Below are 14,158 nucleotides of genomic sequence, written 5' to 3' on the forward strand. Positions count from 1 at the left end.
CCAATCGCGATGGACGAAGGTCTACGTTTCGCGATCCGTGAAGGTGGCCGTACAGTTGGTGCTGGTGTTGTTGCAACTATCGTTGAGTAATATCGACTTTAGTTAATGCAATAAGCATTGTGAAAAAGGTCACTTCGGTGGCCTTTTTTAATGCCTGAGTGAAAGTCATCATGTGAAGGTGGCGCCTTCCACAAGGTAATGTTGGTGCTTGTAGCTACAATCGTAGAATAATCTACAGATTGCAGTAACACTGTGAAAAGGTCGCTCAGGCGGCCTTTTTTAATGCCTGAAATATGAGAAAAGTAGCGGGTTCAGTTAAACTGGCTCACTTCACCTTGCGCAAAGGAAATGTCAGTGCAAGCACTGTGTCATTATCCTTTGCACGATAGGTGGCTCTCTCTACAGGGTAATGTTGGTGCTAGTTGCAACTATCGTTGAGTAATCAACAGTAGTGATGCAATAAGCATTATAAAAAAAGGTCACTTCGGTGGCCTTTTTTAATGCCTGAAGTATGAGACAAGTAGCGAGTTCAGTTAAACTGGCTCACTTCACCTTGCGCAAATGAAATGCCAGTGCAAGCACTGTGTCATTATCCTTTGCACTATAGGTGGCTCTCTCTACAAGGTAATGTAGGTGCTTGTAGCTACAATCGTAGAATAATCTACAGATTGCAGTAACACTGTGAAAAAGGTCGTTTCCTTGTAAAAGGTGCGGCCTTTTTTAATGCCTGAAATATGGCGATGGAAAATGCGGTGTGGAAGTACATCCATGTAGCGACGCCCATCGCGCATCTCGATAATTGCTCCTGCATTATTCTACTTCCTCACATCCATGTGGGTCCGTGCGCTCACCTCCTCGTGCTGCGAAGCGGTGGTGACTCCAGGCTTCCTGCCTTACGCTCTTCGAGCCAGCGTAGCTGTTCAAAAATATTCCAGATATTTTTGTCGTTCACTCATCGCCCTGATTTCTCCAAGACATCAACTCGTTCGTTTAGCTGATTTGATTGACTAGCAGTGCCCGAGTGCTGAATTTGGAGAGTATTATTCCGCCAATAATGGGACTACAGCAAAGCAGATTAGACTTATGGCTGGACTAGAGTGCCTAAAGTAAATCAATAAACTCACTGGGGGTGTTGTTGAAGTTTGGTTTGAAAGCCCTTATTGGCAGTACTTGCGAGGGATGCTGTTTCTTAGCCATAAATTACCGTGCTATCCAAGTCAGATGTCACATTTTAGGCGCAGAATTAGAGAGCAAGGCGTTGAGCCAATGTTCTCTCTGACAGCTGATGTGGAGCTTAAAAGTAGCACATTTAAAGCTTTTAGCCTGAGGTTAGTTGTCGTAGACAGCACGGTGATGGAAAAGAGCATCGCCCACGCGACAGATATCAAGTTACTGAAAAGGTGCCAAGCCTTACGAATTTGGTGTGACAGAGGGGGCGCAACGACAGCTCAGGAGCTGTTCAGGAGGGTCATCTGCAATCTAATAAAACTTTACACAGGCCGCAAATATTTGATACGTGGTAGCTGTGTTCGTGCCAGATTTGTGTATGGACTGAGGGTAGAGCTTATCTTCGGTTAATAGTCGTTAACTAAGTATGCTCTCACCCTGAGGTTCAATGTGTTAGGCTTTGCAGTACACCTTAGCATCACGAGGTGTATAAATACCGAATGTGATAGCACCTAATAATCCGTTAATAAAAGTGTGTTGAGCTTCTACTTTGACAATATTTTCAGCCCCGCCACAAATTTCAGATGCGTTGGTAATTTCTTCTTGACCAAGGCCACTAATGAAAAAATGTTGAGAATGCTGAACAGTTGGAGTTGTAGTATCTGTGTTATTAGCTGCATTTATATTAAATGTCTGTGCTGCACAGCCACTTAAAGCGATTGTAACGAGAGTAGATAAAATAATGTGTTTCATGTTTTTCCTTTTAAGATTGCGTTTAATTTTAAAGCATTACGCCGTTGAGTATGGCAAACGATAGTGGCAAAACTTGTAAGGTTCAAACGGGTTTTGTGTTTTTTTTGTTTGATTTTGTCAAGGTATTGTGATTTTTTGTGTGGCTGCCATTTATTTAATATGCTTTTCGAGACGTTCCTCGAACTCGCTAATAAAACGACTCATCGTCTGACGCCAGTTTCGAATCGACAATGACCATTTCTTACTGGCGTTTTTAATTGCCTTACGTCTATGTAGCGACGCGCATCTCGATAATTGCTCCTGCATTATTCTACTTCCCCAAACCCATTTGGGTCCGTGCGTTCACCTCCTCATGCTGCGAAGCGGCGGTGACTCTAGGCTTCTTGCCTTACGCTCTTAGAGCCAGCATAGCTGTTCAAAAATATTTTGTCGTTCACTCATCGCCCTTGCGCAAGGGAAATGCCAGTGCAAGCACTGTGTCATTATCCTTTACACAATAGCGCATTTAATATTGTGAAAGGTAAAAGCCTGGTTCAACAACTATATATGAATTATCAATTTCATTTACTGTTAATAAATTGTGGGTTTTTTCAATCATGTTTTTGCGTGTTTAAAAGATTAATGTCTGCCGATTGTTAGAGTTGACTTATTTATAGACAATTATACTGCTTCACTGAATGTATAATGAACATTCTCATTGACATAAAATTGTCTATGTGTACAATTTAGGGAAGTTTTTTAATATAAAGATAAATGGAAATGAAATACTCAATTATCCCTGCTGCCGCACTAGTTATGTTATCTGGCTGTGCAAGTATTGTGACCTCTGATGTACAAACTATTCAGGTAACTACCAACACAGGTAAAACTGTTGAAGTGAGTGCTGATGGCAATAAATCTGATACTCCTGGTAGCATTCAGGTACTGAGAAACGGTCAGGACAAAGTGATCAGAACAACCGCTGCGGGCTGTGCTGCGGAAACACCAGTACAGAAAAAAGTAGCACCTGCATTCTTCGGCAATGTCATTCTTGGTGGCCTGCTAGGTTCAACCACAGATGCCTCTACTGGTAAAATGTGGGACTATGCGGATAGCGTAGAAATCCAGTGTGATAACTAAGCTGTAGTTCAAGTATGAAACAAATAATAAGCTGTTTTATAACAGCTTTTTTTTTATTCTCTGTTCAGGTTACCGCGAGTACTACGGAGTCACTGGAGCGCCTTGCGCATTCAAAAAAATGGCATCTGTTATTACATCTTGACGGTAATGGCGCGCCTCAGATCACAGACCCACATTTCATTCTATCCACTCAATCTGGCCGCTTTTCAGCAAAAGCAGAATTAGATAAAACACTGCTGCTAATGGACGAAGACATCAACCGAGCTTACTGCCAGTTTCCTGCGCGGGTGACTTTAATTGCGCAAGCGACTGGTCGAGTACTCCCTGCTGATGTTGTGCAATATTGCCCAGAGTTAAAGCAGTTTCTGGATTATGTGCCCTTCGACTCATTAACCCTGGTTTTTGCTTCTGAAGTTGTGACGTCTGCATCCAGTATGATGGGGCACATCTTTTTCAAAGCTGAGGGTAAAAACCACAAAGGGACAGATGTAGCTCACTCTTTGGCTTATTTCACAGAAATTACCACGTTCAACCCATTTAAACTGTTGGTTGAGAGTACTTATACTGGTATGCCCGGTTTCTTCTCCGTACGTCCTTTTGCTAAAGATTTGGTTAAATACCGTGATGTTGAACAACGCAGTTTATGGCAGTATAAACTAAAGGCAGAACCAGAAAAGTTATCTCTACTCCAGCTGCATTTGTGGGAACTTAAGGGCAAAGAGCTGGTATACTATTTCCAGTCTTATAATTGCGCCACTATGACCCTTGAACTGCTGGCGCTGCTGAACACGGATATCCTGGCTGAAAAAGGCGGCATTGTGTCACCGCTGGATGTTGTCAAAGCGGCTAACAAGCACCAGCAAGTGGATACTATCTATGTCGACGCATCCGACTTATGGCTTGTGCATGCCATTTCAGATGAGTTACCGGCTTCTAACCTTGCCAGGTTGAATAGGTTATTAGAAAATAATCCCGCGGAGATGGCCCAAATCTCACTCTCCCCCCTTGAAAAAGAGTACCTGACGAAATCGTTCAAGTATATTTCTGGGCCTGAACTTAGTGGGAGGGCTTATGAACAGCTTCTTGATGAAGTCGATCAACATCAGCTGAACCTTATGCATCATAAGATGCCGACTAAAGCGCCCCAAGATTCATCTTTCGATCTGCGGTATGCCAGACAAAGAAACGGTCATGATGTCGTAAAGTTAGGCTGGTTGCCAGCAGGCCACTTTTTGCAGAGTGATACCCGTCAGTACCTGTCTGAATCCGAGTTGCAAATGGGTTATACCGTACTGGCTTATGATGTCGATGCACAAAGTGTTAGTGTGGACGAGTTAACCTTGTACAAAGCGCGTTCTCTGGCTGCTTCTTTGCCTGCCTTTCCACAATTATCATCGGAAGTTTACTTTGGTTATCGGCCGAATAAAACACATCAGCTAGACGAAAAATCGTTGCTGGAACTCTCAGGTCTTGCCGGCAAATCGTATCAGTTGCATCGGGATGTATTAGGTTATTGGATGCTGGGTGGTGGTTTGACATCAGATGTGCGTCATACACGAGGGTATATCAAAGCCATTGCAGGCTTGACTGCGGATTTATTGGTTGACAGTAAGTTTACGCTGGAGCTAGGTACAACCAGTGGCGCCGTCTCTCAGGCAAGTCGCAGCAACTATCTAAATGTTTCCTTTAGCTGGTTCAAGACGCAGGACAGCATGCTCAACCTGTCTTATAAGCTAGAGCGCAATAGTACCTTCGAAAACCACGAAGTGGGCATACAGTTTGTTCAGCACTACTAATCGTAAGATGACTTAATTATTGCCCTATTGTGTATCCAGTGCTTCACTTAATCGGTAACTGACATTTTTTATTGATGGGTGTATTTATGGCATTAATTTCCAATAACAGGGCTGGCACTTTTTGCTGGACTGAATTGTGTTCAAGTAACTGGCAGGAAGCGAAAGCTTTTTATACACAGTTATTTAATTGGGGTTTTGAGGATCAGCCGATTGGCGAAGGCGCTTATTATACTATGCTGCAAAAGCACCATGATGATATTGCTGCTATGTATCAGATGATGCCGCAACAAAAAGAAGCGGGGGCGCAAAGTCAGTGGCTTAGCTACATCGCGGTGGATAATGTGGATGAAATGGCAGAGCGAGCCGTCGCACTCGGCGCGGAGATTATTGCCGGCCCACATGATGTGCCGTCAGCTGGCAGGATGGTTATGTTGCGGGAGCCCGCAGAAGGCGCGCATTTCGCGCTGTGGCAGGCTAAAGAGCACATTGGCTGTAAGCGTGAACTGGAAGCCAATGTGCCCTATTGGCATGAGTTGGCAACACGTAATAGTCAAAAAAGCAGGGCGTTTTACAGCGCATTGTTAGGGTGGCAGGCGCAAGATAAACCCATGGAAGGTATGGATTATGTGTTGTTTAGCGCACGCGATACGGTGGTTGCAGGCATGCTGCAGATGACCGAGGAGTGGGGAGATGAGATCCCGGCGCACTGGATGACTTATTTTGCGGTGCTAGATTGTGATGCAATGGCAGCGAAAGCCAAAGAGCTCGGTGGTCAGGTGTGTGTACCACCAACAGATATTCCTCAGGTTGGTCGCTTTGCTGTAATCACTGACCCTCAGGGGGCGGTTTTTTCCGTTATTCAGTCTGTTATGCATGAGATTGAGCCCTAATCAGATGTCACCAGAACGCCTTTGCTATCTGGGCATTAGTCCAGAGAGATAAGTTGCCCCTGGCAGCGAGCAAAGGCATTTTGCAGCCGTGAGACATAGTGTTTGAGTTCACCGTTTTTTCTGATGGCTTTAATGCGAGCACTGAGTTTTGGCACCAAAGCACGGTGTTTCTTATGGACATAGTGGTACACGGTAAAAGTACTTTCGTCGGCAACTTTACTATACAGAGTCGACAAGCCAGACTCACACAACGAACCCAGAGCATATTTGTCGGTAACCAGGATGCGACTGATACGACCACGGCTCAGAGCCTGATAGGCCGAAATATTGTTTTGCACCGGATTGCAGTTGAGCTGGTGTTGCTCACAATACCATACGGCAATTAAGTTGCCGGCGATAATCGCTAAGTCTGTTTCATTGGACAATTCACAGTGCTTCGGCGCCGTACATAACAGCATGAGTCTGAGTTCACTCAGAGGCGCTGGCACAGCAATTAAATTTGGATAACGCGCACCAACTAACCCGACACGCCCGGCTTCCGCATCCAGCTCCCCATCATTCACCAACTGCAGGCCTCGTTCACTGGGCAGGAATTCAAACTCAGGGCGAATGCCCACGGGGGCGTATATCGCAGTGAACATTGCGGTGATTTGTTGTTGTCCCAGGCTGTATGACAGCGCCTCACTGACATTGACACGATAGGTGTTTGCCTGAACCATAGGCAGCCATAGCAAAGCAAGCACGAGCAGGTAGTTTGGCAAGACTGTACTCCCTAAACTGACACTCTATAAAAGTAGCAGAACCTGCCAGGGCTGAAAGCAATCGCCGTAATCTATAGAATGGTCATCATGCCAATATGAGCGAAGGTTCTCAAATGAGGAGGAAGATATGTCAAAACATGTAGTGATCACCGGCGCAAATCGCGGGATTGGCCTGGAATTATGCCGACAATACTTAGCTGCCGGTGATCAGGTCACGGCGGTGGTACGTCGTCGCTCCGAAGCACTAAAGTCTTTGGATGTTACCGTTATAGAGGGCATTGATGTTAGCGTGCCAGAAGATATCGAGACTTTATCAACTGCGCTTACAAATCAGAAGATAGATATCCTGATTAATAATGCAGGTATTTTCCGTAACGAATCACTTGCCCAAATGGATTTTGCAACGCTGGAGCAGCAACTCATGGTCAATGCCGTTGCACCGGTACGGGTAACGCATGCGTTACAGGGTAATCTGCCTGAAGGAAGTAAGGTGGCAATGATCACCAGTCGTATGGGATCTATTGCAGATAATGGTTCGGGTGCCTATATTGGCTACCGCATGTCTAAAGCGGCCTTAAATGCGGCGGGTGTCAGCCTGGCACATGAGCTAAAACCGCGTGGAGTATCGGTGGCGCTGCTTCACCCCGGGTTTGTACAAACTGAAATGGTCAACTATGCCGGAGATATCTCGCCTTCTGAAGCGGCGCAACGCTTGGTTAAGCGTATCGATGAGCTAACGCTTGAGACCAGTGGTGGGTTCTGGCACTCCAATGGTGATCGCCTGCCCTGGTAAGCGGGACACCTTTGACTAGCAAAGTTGTGCTAAACTTGCGGCAGGTATTTGCATAAATGAGCTAACTTTCATGGAACTTCAAGAAAACACCCCACTGAACCTGCCTTTGTTTAAACTGGACGATAATCTGGCCGAGCGGGATATGGAGCAGCCAGATCTGACATTAGAAGTCATTCTGGATGCCAACCTGCTGGCGAACTTGTGCCAGAATCCAGCGCCTGAGCAAAGTGTTAGCATTCCACTTGAGGGGTATCAGATCAGCAATATTGAGCAGCAAGTGGCTGAAGTTCTGAGCCAGGGCCATCAGGCGCAGTTGCTGCTCAACCATGGCCCGGTACTGAGCGCCGTTTTAAGTTGCGAAAGTCAGGCGATGTTTGTCTCTCCGCCCATGGAAATGATGCCCACGTTTGATCTGGGACTGGATGATGAAGATGACGAAGAGGGCGCATAATGCGTAGATCCGGCTGGATTTTGGTTGGCATAGTCACCTTATTAAGTGGCTGTGTGGCATTAGGTGTCAACCACTACGACGACCTGTTTGGGCCGCAGCAAACACAGCAGCGCATGCAACCCCAATCAGCGCAACAGGGTGCCAGTTATCTGAGTGACATAAAACCGATCCTGGATACGCGATGTGTGGTTTGCCATGGTTGCTACGATGCTCCCTGTCAGCTCAAGCTGAGTTCACCCGAGGGCATTGATCGGGGAGTAAGTAAAACCCGTGTATACGACGGTACTCGTCTGCTGGCCGAGTCGCCAACCCGTTTGCTGTTTGATGCGCAAACCACGGCACAATGGCGTGACAAGGGCTTTACGCCCATTCTCAATGAGCGAGTGCAAACTGAGTATGCCAACCTCAACGGCAGCGTGCTGTACAACAGTTTGTTACTCAAGCAGACGCAGCCGTTTGCCCAGCAAGGGTTATTGCCGGATCACTATGATTTTTCATTGGACAGGGCACAAACCTGCCCGACCATGGACGAATACCCTGAGTACGCTCAGGAGCAACCCCATGCAGGCATGCCATATGGCTTGCCTGCGCTGACTAACAGCGAATTTGCCCAGCTTTCTGAGTGGATCAAACAAGGCTCACCTATGAGCCAGATTGCGCCACCCAGTGACGCAGAGCTAAAGCACGTTGCGAAGTGGGAAAGCTTCTTAAATCAGGATGACAATAAAACCCGTCTTGCTGCCCGCTATATTTACGAACACTGGTATCTGGCACACATCTACTTTAATCGTCTGGAAGCGCCTTCGTTTTTTACTCTGGTGCGTTCAAAGACGCCCCCAGGGGAACCCATTGAGCTGATTGCAACGGTCAGACCATTCGATGACCCTAAAGTCTCTCGGGTCTACTATAGGTTGATGCAGGTGCGCAGCTCCATTTTATCTAAAACCCATATGCCACTGGCACTGGATGACGATAAACTGGCGCGTTTGCAGGCCCAGTTTATCCGTAGTGAATATGAGGTGGCACAGTTACCAGGTTATGCGCCTAAGCTGGCTGCCAACCCTTTTAAGGTGTTTGCGGCGATCCCGGTTAAATCACGTTATCAGTTTATGCTCGATGAGGCTGAGCTGATCGTTAAAGGCTTTATTAAGGGCCCTGTGTGTCGCGGCCAGATAGCCCTGAATGTGATCAATGACCATTTCTGGGTGGCCTTTGTCGACCCCGAGAAAAATGCCTCGCCGGCCGTCGAGCAGTTGTTGACCCGACATGACGACGACCTTATCTTGCCTGCCGCTGAGCAAAGCAATGTGCTGCCTTTGTCAAGTTGGGCGAAATATGCCAAGCGTCAGCATGACTATCTTGAAGCCAAAACAGCCTTAGCCAATCAGGTGTTTGCTGATGGCAAGCGACTTAATATGGATCTGATCTGGCAAGGAGGTGGGCACAATCAGAATGCAGCACTGACCATTTTCCGCCATTTTGACAGTGCCACAGTGGTGAAAGGGTTTATCGGTCAGGCACCTAAAACCACCTGGGTGCTGGACTATGCCCTGTTTGAGCGGATCCATTATTTGCTGGTTGCAGGGTTTGACGTATATGGCAATATTGGCCATCAGCTGGTGACCCGGCTATACATGGATTTTCTGCGCCTTGAAGGAGAGCAGAACTTTCTGAACTTGCTACCGCTGAGCCATCGTCAGCGCATTAAGCAGCACTGGTATCGCCAGTCACATCTGAGCCTCAGTGAATTTATCAATCGCAAGTCATTACTGGGTGCCCCTTCTGGGATCCGCTACCAAAGCGACGATCCGCAGGCTGAGCTGTATGACATGTTAAAAGCACACCTGAAACCAGTGTTGAATGAAGCCTATGACTACACCGCCGTGCCAACTGCGCTGCAGCCCCTCAATGAATTGCCAGTAAGGGCGATCAACCAGTTGCCGCAGGTGTCTTTTATTCTGGCTGTCGATGCCAAAGGTGTGCATCAGCCCTATACACTGATCCATCATAATGCACACTTTAATATTTCCAGCTTGTTAAACGAAGAGGGGCAGCGCGCCTATCAGGAAGATACCGCGACCTTAGTCCCCGGGTTTATCGGTGATTATCCGGAGGCCATCTGGCACCTGCCGAATCAGGCACACATAGATGCCTTTGTGCAGCAACTCAGTGATGTGCGCACTGAGTCCGATTATCGAACGCTGAAAGCCACCTTCGGGATCCGCAGAACGCATCCGCAGTTTTGGCAATACAGTGATTTACTGCATCGTATTGCCCGCGAAACCCGGGGAGTGGAATACGGATTGTTCGACTACAACCGACTGGAAAATAGGTAATCAACGGCGGGCAAGTATGCTCGCCCGCTGGGTATTATTTTAGATTACTGGCGGCACGGACCGCGGCCAGTAACACACTTTCTGCCAAACGTACTTTGTAATTGGGGTTGGCGTACTGGAACTGTACCAGGCCCGCCTTATCAATCACAAACACAGCGGGCACAGGCAATGCCACTCTGTTTTTGCCATCCAGATCCACAAACTGCACGCCCATGCGGTCGCGGTAGGCTTTAGCCGTTTTGTCATCCAGGAAATAAGCCAGTCCAAGTGCCTGAGTTAACGCCAGTTGATCGTCAGAGAGCAATCGATAGCTTGGGGAGCTGATGTTACTTTTACTGAGTGCCTCTGGGCTGTCAGGTGAAACCGCCACTATTTGCGCGCCCAGTTCAACAATCTGCTTTTCAATTTTCTGCAATCCAGCCAGCTGACGTGAGCAGTAGGGGCACCAGCCACCGCGATAAACCACCAATACCGTAGTCTTGTCTTGATACAGTTTTCCTAAATCAACAGTTTTGGCGTTGTTGTCCTGCAGGCTTAAAGTGGGCGCCGTCAGGCCTGGCAGTAAAGGCGCAACCTGCTCCGGGTGCTCACTAATGTTAGTGGCTTGCGCAGCAGACGCAGAAAAGGACAGCAACTGGGTAACAGTCAGTGTGAACGCAACAAGTAAGGATCGCATGTAAAACCTCAAAAATAGATGTATGAACCCTAATAGAACGGGACAGCGCAGAAAAGCTTTCATTGTGGCTCATCGTGGTAATTATGCCACTGTGTGGGTATCATAGCGCTTTGACTGAATAGTGAGAGTGAGAGCGCAAATATGTCTGCGAATAGTGCGAAGCTGGTTGTGATGCTGGAAATGCAAAACGCTATGAATACCAAAGTGCATGAGCAATGGTTCAGCCAGGGGTTTGAATGGTATCGCGCCATCTGGGTTGAGTGTGCAGAAATGCTGGATCACTATGGCTGGAAATGGTGGAAAAAACAGACTCCGGACACCGAGCAGGTGATCCTTGAGTTGGTTGATATTTTCCACTTTGGCCTGTCTTTGCGCATCGATGGTGAAACAGCCTATGAGGCGTTGGCGGCACAGCTGGAGAACGAGCTGGCACAACCTTTATACGCTGAAGATTTTAAGGCAACACTGGAAGTGCTTGCTGCTTCAGCGGTGGGCGACAAAACCTTCAATGCGGCCGCCTTTGCCGGATGTATGCAGCAGATTGGTATGACCCTGGATGATTTATATCGCGGTTACGTGGGTAAAAATACCCTGAACTTCTTCCGTCAGGATCATGGTTACAAAGATGGCAGCTATATTAAACAGTGGCACGGTAAAGAAGACAATGAGCACCTGGTTGACGTGGTGAAAAGCCTGGATACTGAACATCCAGACTTTGCTAAGCTTGTTTATCAGGGCTTGCAGGCACGTTACCCGGGCTGATCAGCTGATTGGCAGTAATGTACGATAGTCGCAAATAGCCGGGTAATCAGTGATCTCTTTTTGAGGTTGCTGGCTATCCGGGTTTGCGATGGCCAGTAAGTGTCCAATACCATACTCTTTTGCGGCAGCTAAAACCGCCAGGCTGTCATCAACGAATAAAGTCCGATTTTTATCAAATCCCAGATCCGTCTGAACCTGTTGCCACAGTTGCTGGCTTTCCTTACTAACACCATAGCTATGCGTGGAGATGAGTTTATCCAGATACTGGTCAAACTGCGTGCGCTCGATTTTGAGGCTTAAACTGTCTGGATGCGCATTGGTTAACAATATCAGCTCTTTTCCTGCGTCTTTCAGTGCTTGCAAAAATGCCGGTACATCTTCTCGGATCGAAATTAAGTGTTGGATCTCGCGCTTGAGCTCCATGATGGGTAACTGCAGCTGTTGTTGCCAGTAATCCAGGCAATACCATTCTATCTGTCCCATAACGGCTTCGTAGCGTGCAAGGATATCGGCGCGGGCTTGCTCCTGTGTCAGGCCTTGCTTAATGGCATGGGCTTTGGGGATCACGTCCAGCCAAAAGTGATTATCAAAATGCAGGTCGAGTAAGGTGCCATCCATATCCAGCAGCACAGTATCGATCTTTGACCAATTTAACATAGGCATTTACCTGTAAAGGCTTTATGATGAGGTTAATGGCCATGATAGCAAAATAATCTCTATGTCACAGAAAAAGCACCCAATTCCCCCTGAGATATTAGCCTCTGAGGTTGTCGCTAAAAGTAAGCTCTTTACAGTTGAATCTCTGTCGTTATCGTTTTCTAATGGTGAGCGCCGTGAGTATGAACGGGTTCGTGGCGGCGGCCGGGGGGCAGTGATGATAGTGCCCATATCGGCTGAAAATGAGCTACTATTAGTAAGAGAATATTGCGCGGGGACGCATGATTATCAGCTTGGTTTTCCAAAGGGGCTGATCGATCCGGGCGAAACCCCGATTGAAGCGGGAAACCGTGAGTTAAAAGAAGAAGTTGGCTTTGGCGCTCGGCAGTTTTGTGATTTGAAAACCCTATCACTTGCACCCAGCTATTTTAACGCCAGAATGCACATTTTGGTGGCACAGGATTTATATCCGGAGCAACTGGCCGGTGATGAACCTGAGCCGCTGGTGGTAGTAAAATGGCCCCTGGCACAGTGGCAAGCGTTACTGAGTCAGCCCGACTTTACCGAAGCCCGCAGTGTCGCCGCGCTGTTATTACTACAACAGTACCTGACAACGGAGGCTTAATGCAGTCATATTTAGAGCCCTGTATCACCCTGGCTGAGCAGGCCGGGCAGGCGATTATGGCCATCTATCAGCAAGACGACATAGGTGCACGGGAAAAGTCTGATCATACACCGGTGACCGCCGCGGATCTGGCTGCCAACGAAGTGCTGACAGCGGGGCTGCAAGCGCTGGCCCCAGATGTGCCGATTATGTCCGAAGAAACCCCCATTCCACCGCTTGAAAGCCGTCAACACTGGCAGCGTTATTGGTTGCTGGACCCGATGGATGGCACCGGTGAGTTCATTCTGGAAAGTGGTGACTTTGCGGTAAATATTGCCTTGGTTGAAAACAACCAGCCAGTACTTGGTGTGATCCACTGGCCCGCTAAAGGCGTGACTTACTTCGCTACTCATCAGGGTGGGGCATTTAAGCGCACCGACGGGCGTGATGAGCCAATCTCGGTAGCGCCGAAAGGTACGCTCACTTTGGCGGTCAGTCGCAGGCAAAAAATTGAGGCGGTGAGCCAATATCTTAACAGCCAATTTGATACCGTGGCTTTGGGCTCCTGTTCGCTCAAGGCATGTATTGTGGCAGAAGGGAAAGCCGACTGCTTTTTACGCGTAGGACCAACTGGGGAGTGGGATACCGGGGCATCTCAGGTCATTGTAGAAGAAGCGGGTGGCTGCATTACCGATGCTGAATTTAATCCACTGACCTACAATCAAAGAGAAAGCACAGAAAATCCTGACTTTATTGTGATGGGCCATCCCGACTGGCAATTTCAGAAACTGATTAACCCGCACCAAAGAGAACAATAGTCTGGCGGTCGTTTTGGCCGCCAAGACAATAAATGTCATATTAGGGCGTTAGAATATCGTGGTTTGATTGCTTTTTGAGCGGTTGGCGCCCTTTTCTCAATTAAGACCTTGCAATATCAAATCAATTCTATATTATAGCGACCTCTTAAAGAGTTAGGGCAAATTAAGCCTCATTAAGGACTTTTTAGGTACTTCGCTCAACGGAAGTAAAACGTTGAAAATACAGGCGTGGGATGGAGCAGGATGATAAATCATTCGTCGGGCTCGTTAATTCCAAAATCGCCGAAGGTCGTCGGTTCAAATCCGGCTATCCGCTTCTCTCAACAGAAGTAAAATGTTGAATATACAGGCGCGGGATGGAGCAGCCTGGTAGCTCGTCGGGCTCATAACCCGAAGGTCGTCGGTTCAAATCCGGCTCCCGCAACCACTTTCGCAGTGGTAACGCCGAAGGTCGTCGGTTCAAATCTGACTACCAACTTCTTGCAGTAGAAGTAAAACACTGAAAATACAGGCGCGGGATGGAGCAGCCTGGTAGCTCGTCGGGCTCATAACCCGAAGGTCGTCGGTTCAAATCC

At 47.6% G+C, this 14,158-nt stretch carries 14 protein-coding genes and 1 tRNA gene; 11 read left to right on the plus strand and 4 right to left on the minus strand.

The features are described 5' to 3' along the window. The coding region (locus ACXAH1_RS24080; RefSeq protein WP_475200245.1) for an EF-Tu C-terminal domain-related protein at window positions 1–90 on the plus strand (90 nt) is incomplete at its 5' end. A gap of 1,530 nt (window positions 91–1,620) precedes the next feature. On the opposite strand, the gene ACXAH1_RS24085 is transcribed toward ACXAH1_RS24080, so the two are convergent. Next, complete coding sequence (locus ACXAH1_RS24085) at window positions 1,621–1,920, minus strand: Bor family protein (protein WP_475200224.1); 300 nt, start codon at window positions 1,918–1,920, stop codon at window positions 1,621–1,623. Window positions 1,921–2,679: 759 nt separating this feature from the next. Here ACXAH1_RS24085 and ACXAH1_RS24090 point away from each other — a divergent pair. The 3 genes from ACXAH1_RS24090 (at window position 2,680) to ACXAH1_RS24100 (ending at window position 5,725) form a co-directional block, all read left to right on the plus strand. After that, window positions 2,680–3,039, plus strand: coding sequence for an adenosine deaminase (locus ACXAH1_RS24090; protein ID WP_253110281.1), 360 nt, complete (start codon window positions 2,680–2,682; stop codon window positions 3,037–3,039). Window positions 3,040–3,053: 14 nt separating this feature from the next. Next, entirely contained in the window at window positions 3,054–4,835 is a 1,782-nt protein-coding gene (locus ACXAH1_RS24095) for a lipoprotein N-acyltransferase Lnb domain-containing protein (protein WP_475200226.1), read from the plus strand. 86 nt (window positions 4,836–4,921) lie between these two features. Continuing rightward, window positions 4,922–5,725, plus strand: coding sequence for a VOC family protein (locus ACXAH1_RS24100; protein WP_475200228.1), 804 nt, complete (start codon window positions 4,922–4,924; stop codon window positions 5,723–5,725). 35 nt (window positions 5,726–5,760) lie between these two features. On the opposite strand, the gene ACXAH1_RS24105 is transcribed toward ACXAH1_RS24100, so the two are convergent. After that, window positions 5,761–6,486, minus strand: a complete 726-nt coding sequence (locus ACXAH1_RS24105; RefSeq protein WP_475200230.1) for a hypothetical protein — start codon at window positions 6,484–6,486, stop codon at window positions 5,761–5,763. 127 nt (window positions 6,487–6,613) lie between these two features. On the opposite strand from ACXAH1_RS24105, the gene ACXAH1_RS24110 reads away from it, so the two are divergent. The 3 genes from ACXAH1_RS24110 (at window position 6,614) to ACXAH1_RS24120 (ending at window position 10,066) form a co-directional block, all read left to right on the plus strand. Next, window positions 6,614–7,279, plus strand: a complete 666-nt coding sequence (locus tag ACXAH1_RS24110; RefSeq protein ID WP_475200232.1) for an SDR family oxidoreductase — start codon at window positions 6,614–6,616, stop codon at window positions 7,277–7,279. A gap of 70 nt (window positions 7,280–7,349) precedes the next feature. Beyond that, window positions 7,350–7,730, plus strand: coding sequence for a hypothetical protein (locus ACXAH1_RS24115; RefSeq protein ID WP_475200234.1), 381 nt, complete (start codon window positions 7,350–7,352; stop codon window positions 7,728–7,730). Beyond that, a complete protein-coding gene (locus ACXAH1_RS24120; protein ID WP_475200235.1) occupies window positions 7,730–10,066 on the plus strand; it encodes a fatty acid cis/trans isomerase in 2,337 nt (778 codons plus the stop codon). Before ACXAH1_RS24115 ends, ACXAH1_RS24120 begins: the two co-directional genes overlap by 1 nt. Before the next feature lie 34 nt (window positions 10,067–10,100). On the opposite strand, the gene ACXAH1_RS24125 is transcribed toward ACXAH1_RS24120, so the two are convergent. Next, on the minus strand, window positions 10,101–10,742 hold the full coding sequence (locus ACXAH1_RS24125; RefSeq protein ID WP_475200237.1) for a peroxiredoxin-like family protein: 642 nt from the start codon (window positions 10,740–10,742) through the stop codon (window positions 10,101–10,103). A 141-nt stretch (window positions 10,743–10,883) separates the two neighbouring features. Between ACXAH1_RS24125 and ACXAH1_RS24130 the strand changes: the two genes are divergently transcribed. Continuing rightward, on the plus strand, window positions 10,884–11,504 hold the full coding sequence (locus tag ACXAH1_RS24130; RefSeq protein WP_475200239.1) for a dUTP diphosphatase: 621 nt from the start codon (window positions 10,884–10,886) through the stop codon (window positions 11,502–11,504). Here the strand turns inward: ACXAH1_RS24130 and yrfG are convergent, their stop codons facing one another. Beyond that, entirely contained in the window at window positions 11,505–12,161 is a 657-nt protein-coding gene (gene yrfG / locus ACXAH1_RS24135) for a GMP/IMP nucleotidase (protein ID WP_475200241.1), read from the minus strand. Window positions 12,162–12,222: 61 nt separating this feature from the next. On the opposite strand from yrfG, the gene nudE reads away from it, so the two are divergent. From nudE to ACXAH1_RS24150, 3 genes are all read left to right on the plus strand, one after another. Continuing rightward, the gene (gene nudE, locus ACXAH1_RS24140; protein WP_054017716.1) at window positions 12,223–12,786 is read left to right on the plus strand and encodes an ADP compounds hydrolase NudE; all 564 of its coding nucleotides are present in this window, start codon (window positions 12,223–12,225) and stop codon (window positions 12,784–12,786) included. Continuing rightward, the gene (gene cysQ, locus ACXAH1_RS24145; RefSeq protein ID WP_046007282.1) at window positions 12,786–13,583 is read left to right on the plus strand and encodes a 3'(2'),5'-bisphosphate nucleotidase CysQ; all 798 of its coding nucleotides are present in this window, start codon (window positions 12,786–12,788) and stop codon (window positions 13,581–13,583) included. The genes nudE and cysQ overlap by 1 nt, the downstream gene beginning before the upstream one ends. Before the next feature lie 350 nt (window positions 13,584–13,933). Continuing rightward, window positions 13,934–14,010: transfer RNA gene (locus ACXAH1_RS24150), tRNA-Met, on the plus strand. The last annotated feature ends 148 nt before the right edge of the window (window positions 14,011–14,158 follow it).

This window comes from Pseudoalteromonas sp. AWH4_217 (assembly GCF_056161105.1).